The organism is Nguyenibacter vanlangensis, from assembly GCF_013376155.1.
Classification (GTDB): domain Bacteria; phylum Pseudomonadota; class Alphaproteobacteria; order Acetobacterales; family Acetobacteraceae; genus Gluconacetobacter; species Gluconacetobacter vanlangensis.
Genome location: NZ_JABXXP010000110.1, coordinates 1 through 7,188 on the forward strand (window position 1 = coordinate 1; position 7,188 = coordinate 7,188).

A 7,188-nucleotide genomic window follows, 5' to 3' on the forward strand; every position below is an offset into this window, starting at 1 on the left:
CCGCTCCAGCCCAGCAGCAGCGCCAGGGCCATGCCCAGCGCGCCCGACAGCACGACCTGCGCCAGCGTGCCGGGCAGCGCGATCGCCCGCACCGCCATCAGGTCCCTGACGGAAAAATGCAGCCCCACCCCGAACATCAGCAGGATCACGCCGATATCAGCCAGTTGCAGGGCCACGCCATGATCGGCATCCGGCACCAGCGGCCCCACCGCCACCCCGGCCAGCAGATACCCGACCAGCACCGAAATCCCCAGCCGGCCGGCCGCCACCCCCAGCAGAAAGGCCAGCGTCAGGCCGATGACCAGGATGGTGATCAGGGGACTGGCATGGGGCATGGCCGATACTCCGCGTCACGCACGCAGTATCGTCATAACGGCCGGGCCCGCCCCGCGTTTCGCGCGGACCGGCATTATATTACGGGTTCGAAATCGTCATCACGGGCCGTGCCCTCGCCGTGGAAAAGGGCCGCTCGTCCCGGAAGCGGACATGCATGAGATGAAGCTTGACCAGCTACCCCCGCTGCCGGCAAAGTCATGATTGCCTGAAAAGACAGCGATGCAGGTATGGTGATAACCTGCGGTCTCTGCCAGACAGTCACGTCTGCGAGACAGTCACGCTTGAGCGGGGAAGCCCGCTCTTGGCCATGGCCGGACACCGTGAGGGTTTTCTCCTTCGCGTGTGGTCGGTTGTGGGTGGCTACACGTCTCCGCTGCCGATCCATGTCCGTTTCACATACGGCGGAAAGGCACGATTATGAAACTCAACCACGTCAATCTTTATAGCCACGACGTATCGGCCGATCGGGCCATGTTCGCGCGTTATTTCGGTCTGCGAACCCTGGTCGTCCGCGGAGAAAAGATGGCGGTCATGCAGGACGATGACGGCCTCGTACTGATCGTCAACCATTTCGATAGCAAGCTCGATGGCTTCGAATATCCCAGAGAGCTGGATATTCTGCATATCGGCTTCATCCAGGATTCCCGAGAGGCTGTTGATGACGTCCACGCCCGCCTGATTGCTGACGGGTGGGCAGTCCAGGCCCCGCGAGATTTCCACGGTGCCTGGACATTCTATTTCAGGGCAAAAGGGGGCTACTTCATTGAAGTTGCAACGCTGACTCCCATCAAGCCACACGATTCCCATCAAGGTTTGCGGCCGGCTTGCGTCACGACGTCATTGCCGCGCGTCGGCGAAGGCCGCTGACTGAAACCGCAGACCTGTCACCAGGGGTACGGCCATTGCATTGACCGCCAGAGCCGACAGCCAGATGGCACCCGGCCAGTGATCGCGAACGGCGAAATAGATTGTCGAAAAGAGCAGCGGCCCGACGATGGACGCCAGGCTCATGGCGGATGCCAACACCCCCTGGAACCGGCCCTGTCGCTCATCATCGACCAGGCGGGTGGCCAGCGCCTGCAACGCCGGTGTGGCGATCCCGGCAAGGGCGACCACCGGCATGATCGCGAACACGATCCAGGGGCGCGTGGCGAAGGCCATCACGGTCAGTGCCACACACGCCCCCGCGATCCCTGTCAGGACCGTTCCGCGCTCGCCCAGCAGCCGCACGGCCGGGCCGGGCAAAAAGGCCTGCGCCAGCGATTGGCACACGCCGAAGGTCCCGAGCGAAAGACCGATCCACAGCCCATTCCATCCGAACACGTCATGACCCCACAGCGCCCAGCAGACGCCATAGACCTCGCCCGTCGCGCTCAATACGAAGAAGATCGCGATAACGGGCAGCAGGGACCGCATCGAAAGCGCCCAGCGTAGCGGCCGCAGCGGGTTGAGCGCCGCGCGGTCGATCGTCTGGTGCCCTGGCGTGCGCGATTCCGGAAGAACGAACCAAGCGAGCAGCAGGTTGGCGGCGTTCAGCGCGGCGGCGGCGAAGAAGGGCAGCCGGAGCCAATAATCGCCAAGGACGCCGCCTGATACCGGACCAAGGACGAACCCGATGCCGAACATGGCATTGAAAATGCCGAACCGCCTTGCCCGGGTCTCTTCCGGGGAAATATCGGTGATGTAGGCGGTCGCGACCGGGATGTTGGCGCTGGTCAATCCGGCGACAGCCCGCCCGATCACCAGCAGCGCCAGCGATGGCGCCAGCGCCATCAGCACATAGTCGAGCGCCGCGCCGCCGAGCGAGATCAGCAGGACGGGGCGCCGGCCGAGCCGGTCGCTCAGCGCGCCGAGCACGGGCGCGAAGACAAACTGCATGGCCGCATAGAGTGCCGTGAGGATTCCGATGGTCGATGCCACGTCCCGGGCGCGCGTCACGTCCTCGATCAGACGCGGAAGGATCGGAAAGATCAGGCCGATGCCCATCGCATCGAGGGCGATCGCGGCGAAGATGACGAGAAGCGGCCGGGTCACAGCGCCGGCCCCGGCAACGGTTCGCCATCCCGGAAGAAATCGCCCGATGTGCCATCGGGGCCCGGCGTGGCGGTCCGCACATCGAGACGAGGGCGACTCGCTCCGGTGACAAGCGCAGTATTCGGGTGAGGGACTTGCATGGGAAACAGCTCCATTGTCGATGTTCGACCGGAGCGTTTCCCGTTGTCGAGACCCGCACCGACGAACATATGACCACCTGCATGGTGGCCGATGTCCGTCGCGGGGATCTCAAGCACGAGGCCAAAGACCAGAGCTTTCGTTACCGAAAGACCTTGGGCTTACCAAACCAAGGCTGCCTTTTCCGACGCCGTGCAACTAGCAGAGCCGCCTGCGTCAGGCAATCATTCATACCCGCAGTCCGGCCGCCCACGGCCGGCGCTTACAGCGTCAGCGCCGCGACCGCCCCCTGCGCGGCTTCCAGCGACGCGGCCCGCTGCGCCACCTCCGGGCGATCCCCTCGCTCACTTGGATCGGACGACAAGGCGATCATGCACGGTCATGCCGAGCGCCATGGTCACAACAAAGGCGGCCACGGCCGGCAGGCCGAGCGGGAGAGAGGCCAGAGCCGGTCCGGGACAGAAGCCCGCCATTCCCCATCCGACCCCGAACAGGGCCGTCCCTCCGATCAGGCGACCGTCAATCCGCCTTGCGGCCGGCAGGTGGAATTCCGTGTCCAGAACGGGGCGGGACAGACGCCGCATGATGCGGACACCGACCGTCGCAACCCCGACCGCACCGGCCATGACAAACGCCAAGCTCGGATCCCAGGCGCCAAAGATATCCAGAAACCCCCTGACGCGGGTCGGGTTCATCATGCCTGACAACGACAGGCCGAAGCCAAATACGGCCCCGCACATCAATGCCAAGGCGACCCGGGCGGCTCGGTTGTTCATAATCCGGCAATCCTCATGAGCGTTACGGTCAGGATGCCGGTCGCCATGAAGGTAGCGACCGCAGCCATCGAGCGCGGCGACAGACGTGCGAGTCCCATGACGCCATGCCCGCTCGTGCAGCCCGAACCCATGCGTGTCCCAAACCCGACGAGGAACCCGGCCAGAATGACCAGCGGTAAGGGAACCGCGATTCTGACGACGGGCCAGTCGCCAAATGCTCCCAGATACGCCACGGGCCCGAGCAGAAGTCCCAGAACGAACGCACCGTTGAGACTACGGTCCTGCCCCAGCAGCAATCGCCCGACAATGCCGCTGATCCCTGCTATCCTGCCATCCAGAAGCAGGAACGCCGCGGCCGACAAGCCGATCAGCATGCCGCCGCAGAGAGACGCCCAGTACCCGTTCATGGTGACCCGTTCATGGTGGCTCCTGAGAAAATATAGTGCCCCGGCCGATGATCGCCAGACCGGCATCGCAAGATCGCGACAATCGCCGCAATCGCACGAAAGCGGCCAGAAGGCGTCGAGGCTATCTCCTGTATTTGTCGAAACCGACAGATAATGGAGACTTGCTATGAAAACATGGTTCATCACCGGCGCCTCACGCGGTTTTGGCGCGCGGATCGCGGCCCTGGCGCTGGCGCAGGGCGACAATGTCGTCGCCACGGCGCGCAACGCCATGTCGATCATGGAAAAGTTGGGCACGGAAAAGCTGGGCGATCGCGCCAATCTGCTGGCCCTGCCCGTGGACGTAACGCACGAGGCACAGGTGCGCGCGGCCGTGGCCGCTGCGATCGAGCGCTTCGGCCAAATCGACGTGCTGGTCAATAATGCCGGCTTCGGGCTGCTGGGCGCGGTGGAGGAAGCCAGTACGGAAGAAGTGGAGCGTCTCTACCGCACCAATGTCTTCGGTCTGCTGGCGGTCACGCGGGCGGTGTTGCCGTCCATGCGTGCGCGGCGCTCCGGTCGCATTCTGAATATTTCGTCGATTGGCGGTTATCGTGCCGGGCCCGGCTTCGGCGTCTATTCCTCGACCAAATTCGCGGTCGAAGGACTTTCGGAGGCGCTTCATCATGAACTGACGCCGCTGGGTATCCACGTGACTGTCGTCGAGCCCGGCTATTTCCGGACCGATTTCCTTGACTCGTCCTCGTTGTCGGTCAGCCCGTCCCGGATCGACGATTATAACGATACGGCAGGTGCGGTGCGCACGCACGCGGCCGGCCTCAATCACGGCCAGCCGGGCGATCCCGACAAGCTTGCCAGGGGGCTGGTCGCATTCGCCGATGCGCCGAATCCGCCGGTTCGCCTGCCGCTCGGCAGCGATACCGTCGCGGCGATCGAGGCCAAGCATGTCTCCGATGCGGCCATCCTGGCCGAATGGCGGTCGATATCCGTGTCCACCGATTTCGCCGTCGCCTGACCGTTCCTCGTCACGCCGAACCGATCTGCCAGGCAAAGCCTGCCGGTCCGGACAGATGGTGTGCGATGCCGTTTCACGCTAAGACCCCGTCAATATGGTGATCGCCGGTCGGGATCGCCGGCGGGGAATGCGTGACATGACGGATGCCGCGATGCGGTTCGGAAAGGCACCGGAAGAACTGGCCCGCATCCTCGACCGGGCACCGCCGATAATGGGTGATGCGTTGCGGGGGGAAACCCGGCTGACCGGCCGGTGGGGCCATGGGGCCTTGCACGACCGTCTGCCCGGCATGGAAGGTCATGTCGTCATCACGTACTACGGTGATCCGCAGGACATCGTGTGGCGCGTCGGGCAGCAGCGCCTAGCGGGAGCGACACGGGCGGGCACGATCACCATCATCCCCGAGGGACATGACGGGCGATGGGACATCGCTGGGCCGATCAATGTCAGTCACGTTTTCCTGACCCGCGCGCGATTGCAGGATTGTGCCGACCAACTGGCTGGTGGAAAATCGGTCGAACTGCTGGCCCGAGTGAGCTTCGACGATCCTGTGGCGGCCCGCGTGATGGAGATGCTGGGCCGCGAAGCCGCGGCAGCCGATCCCTCGGCGCGGCTGTTCGTGGAGCAGGCCACCGATTTGCTGTGTACCCAGCTTATGCGGGGGCATTCCTCGTTCAAGGCCCTCGAACCCGCGGTCGACCGCCGTGGCCTGGCCGACTGGCAGGTGCGCAAGGTCACGGATTACATGCGCGCGCACCTCGACGAGTCGATCGGCCTCGATCGTCTCGCCGGTCTGGTGGGCCTCAGCCGGTTTCATTTCTGCACCGCGTTTCGGCAGGCGACGGGCAGAACACCACACGAATGGCTTGTCACGCTACGGATCGAACGTGCGTGCCAGTTGCTCGCTGGCCCGGAATTGTCCATCACCGACGTGGCGCTGGCGGTGGGTTATGAAACGCCCTCAGCCTTTGCCACGCGTTTTCGCAAGCAGATTGGCGTGACGCCGACGGCCTTCCGTCGTGCGCTATGACGCCCGCAGCCGGCGCTTACAGCGTCAGCGCCGCGACCGCCCCCTGCGCGGCCTCCAGCGATGCGGCCCGCTGCGCCTCGCCCCGGGCGATCCCCTCGGCCAGGATGAATTCGGGGGCGGCGATGCCGATAAAGCCCAGCACGGCACGCAGATAGCTGCCGGTATGTTCCGCCGCGGCATAGGGCGTGTCCTCGCCGTAGAAACCGCCATGCGACAGAACGGCGATCACCCGCTTGCCGGCGGCCAGCCCGGCCACCCCATCCGGCCCGTAGCGAAAGGTCTGCCCCGGCACCAGGATCCGGTCGATCCACGCCTTCAACTGGGTCGGAATGGTGAAATTATACATCGGCGCGCCGATCACCACGATGTCCGCCGCCAGGAATTCCTCCAGCACCGCGGCGCTGGCGGCACGCGCGGCCTCGTCGCCGGGAACGGACGCCGGATGGGCGGGCGGCAGGCTGGCCAGCGTCATATGGGCCAGCGGATCGGCGACCAGGTCGCGCCGCACGATTTTCAGCGCGGGGTTCAGCCCCGACAGCCGCGCCACCACGGCGGCCGAGATCGTACGGCTGACCGAACTGTCCGCCGGCAGGATGCTCGCATCGAGATGAAGCAGGTTCGTCATGATATCTCCTCGGCATGTTCCGGTATAGGTTTGTAACCGGGGCTATGTTTGCTACTGTCCGTCGGACGCGCAAGGAGGCACATTTTTGATACGCGGGAACAGCGATGTGACTACCCCGTCCCCATCCCAGGACGCCGCATCCCCGGACGCGGCGCCGCTCCACGACCCGATGGGCGGCGATTGCCGCAAGGTCAGCCGCGTGCTGGCCCGGGTGGGCGACAAATGGAGCGTCCTGATCGTCATGATGCTGGGCGGCGGGCCACGGCGCTTCAACGAAATCCGGCGCATGGTCGGCGGAATTTCCCAGCGCATGCTCACCCTGACCCTGCGCGGGCTCGAACGCGACGGTCTGGTGACGCGCACCATCTACCCGACCATCCCGCCGCGCGTGGAATATAACTTGACCGAACTGGGTCATTCCCTGCGCGCGCCGGTGCAGGCGCTGGGCGACTGGGCCCTGGCCCACACCGATACGATCGAGGTCGCGCAGCGCACCTTCGACGCCCGGCAGGACTGACGGCCGCGCCGCTCAGCGAAAGGGCGCGAATTCCGGATCGGTCGCGACCATGCTGTCGTAGTAATCGCGGTGCTGCAGTTGGGCGGCGGCCGGTTCGTCGGCGATCACCAGGCAGTTGGCATGGAATTGCAGGGCGCTGGCGCTGATCATCGACGTGACCGGCCCCTCGACCGCCCGGGCCAGGATGGCGGCCTTGGCCGCGCCGGTCGCCACCAGCACCACCTGCCGCGCTTCCAGGATCACCCCCACCCCCATGGTCAGCGCGCGGCGGGGCACGGCATCGACATCGCCGCCGAACAGGCCGGCATTC

9 protein-coding genes and 1 pseudogene are annotated in these 7,188 nt (G+C 65.2%); 4 read left to right on the forward strand and 6 right to left on the reverse strand.

Going from position 1 to position 7,188, the window contains the following annotated elements; genetic code table 11:
• Window positions 1-335 (reverse strand): cation:proton antiporter domain-containing protein (locus HUK84_RS07855; RefSeq protein WP_176639794.1); only part of this gene is annotated, 335 nt, incomplete at its 3' end.
• Window positions 336-753: 418 nt separating this feature from the next.
• Between HUK84_RS07855 and HUK84_RS07860 the strand changes: the two genes are divergently transcribed.
• Window positions 754-1,203, forward strand: coding sequence for a VOC family protein (locus HUK84_RS07860; RefSeq protein ID WP_176639795.1), 450 nt, complete (start codon window positions 754-756; stop codon window positions 1,201-1,203).
• On the opposite strand, the gene HUK84_RS07865 is transcribed toward HUK84_RS07860, so the two are convergent.
• The 3 genes from HUK84_RS07865 to HUK84_RS07875 form a co-directional block, all read right to left on the reverse strand.
• Window positions 1,174-2,370, reverse strand: a complete 1,197-nt coding sequence (locus HUK84_RS07865) for a TCR/Tet family MFS transporter (protein WP_176639796.1) — start codon at window positions 2,368-2,370, stop codon at window positions 1,174-1,176. The two genes, HUK84_RS07860 and HUK84_RS07865, sit on opposite strands and share 30 nt — an antisense overlap.
• Before the next feature lie 482 nt (window positions 2,371-2,852).
• The gene (locus HUK84_RS07870; RefSeq protein WP_176639797.1) at window positions 2,853-3,284 is read right to left on the reverse strand and encodes a DUF6691 family protein; all 432 of its coding nucleotides are present in this window, start codon (window positions 3,282-3,284) and stop codon (window positions 2,853-2,855) included.
• The gene (locus HUK84_RS07875) at window positions 3,281-3,874 is read right to left on the reverse strand and encodes a YeeE/YedE family protein (RefSeq protein WP_317135259.1); all 594 of its coding nucleotides are present in this window, start codon (window positions 3,872-3,874) and stop codon (window positions 3,281-3,283) included. The genes HUK84_RS07870 and HUK84_RS07875 overlap by 4 nt, the downstream gene beginning before the upstream one ends.
• On the opposite strand from HUK84_RS07875, the gene HUK84_RS07880 reads away from it, so the two are divergent.
• Both HUK84_RS07880 and HUK84_RS07885 read left to right on the forward strand, forming a co-directional pair.
• Window positions 3,858-4,706, forward strand: coding sequence for an oxidoreductase (locus HUK84_RS07880; protein WP_176639798.1), 849 nt, complete (start codon window positions 3,858-3,860; stop codon window positions 4,704-4,706). The two genes, HUK84_RS07875 and HUK84_RS07880, sit on opposite strands and share 17 nt — an antisense overlap.
• A 136-nt stretch (window positions 4,707-4,842) precedes the next feature.
• Window positions 4,843-5,736, forward strand: coding sequence for a helix-turn-helix domain-containing protein (locus HUK84_RS07885; RefSeq protein WP_176639799.1), 894 nt, complete (start codon window positions 4,843-4,845; stop codon window positions 5,734-5,736).
• Between the two features lie 16 nt (window positions 5,737-5,752).
• On the opposite strand, the gene HUK84_RS07890 is transcribed toward HUK84_RS07885, so the two are convergent.
• A complete protein-coding gene (locus HUK84_RS07890) occupies window positions 5,753-6,361 on the reverse strand; it encodes an FMN-dependent NADH-azoreductase (RefSeq protein WP_176639800.1) in 609 nt (202 codons plus the stop codon).
• 85 nt (window positions 6,362-6,446) lie between these two features.
• On the opposite strand from HUK84_RS07890, the gene HUK84_RS07895 reads away from it, so the two are divergent.
• Window positions 6,447-6,878: a winged helix-turn-helix transcriptional regulator gene (locus HUK84_RS07895; protein WP_456306664.1), complete on the forward strand. Its 432-nt coding sequence runs from the start codon at window positions 6,447-6,449 to the stop codon at window positions 6,876-6,878.
• A gap of 12 nt (window positions 6,879-6,890) precedes the next feature.
• Here the strand turns inward: HUK84_RS07895 and HUK84_RS07900 are convergent.
• Window positions 6,891-7,188 (reverse strand): annotated as a pseudogene (locus HUK84_RS07900) (glucosamine-6-phosphate deaminase); the annotation flags it as partial.

Bases quoted from the DNA above. Each gene is read 5' to 3' on its own strand.
- HUK84_RS07860 (WP_176639795.1), top strand. From the start codon at position 754: ATGAAACTCAACCACGTCAATCTTTATAGCCACGACGTATCGGCCGAT.
- HUK84_RS07870 (WP_176639797.1), bottom strand. From the start codon at position 3,284: ATGAACAACCGAGCCGCCCGGGTCGCCTTGGCATTGATGTGCGGGGCC.
- HUK84_RS07880 (WP_176639798.1), top strand. From the start codon at position 3,858: ATGAAAACATGGTTCATCACCGGCGCCTCACGCGGTTTTGGCGCGCGG.
- HUK84_RS07875 (WP_317135259.1), bottom strand. From the start codon at position 3,874: ATGAACCATGTTTTCATAGCAAGTCTCCATTATCTGTCGGTTTCGACA.
- HUK84_RS07885 (WP_176639799.1), top strand. From the start codon at position 4,843: ATGACGGATGCCGCGATGCGGTTCGGAAAGGCACCGGAAGAACTGGCC.
- HUK84_RS07890 (WP_176639800.1), bottom strand. From the start codon at position 6,361: ATGACGAACCTGCTTCATCTCGATGCGAGCATCCTGCCGGCGGACAGT.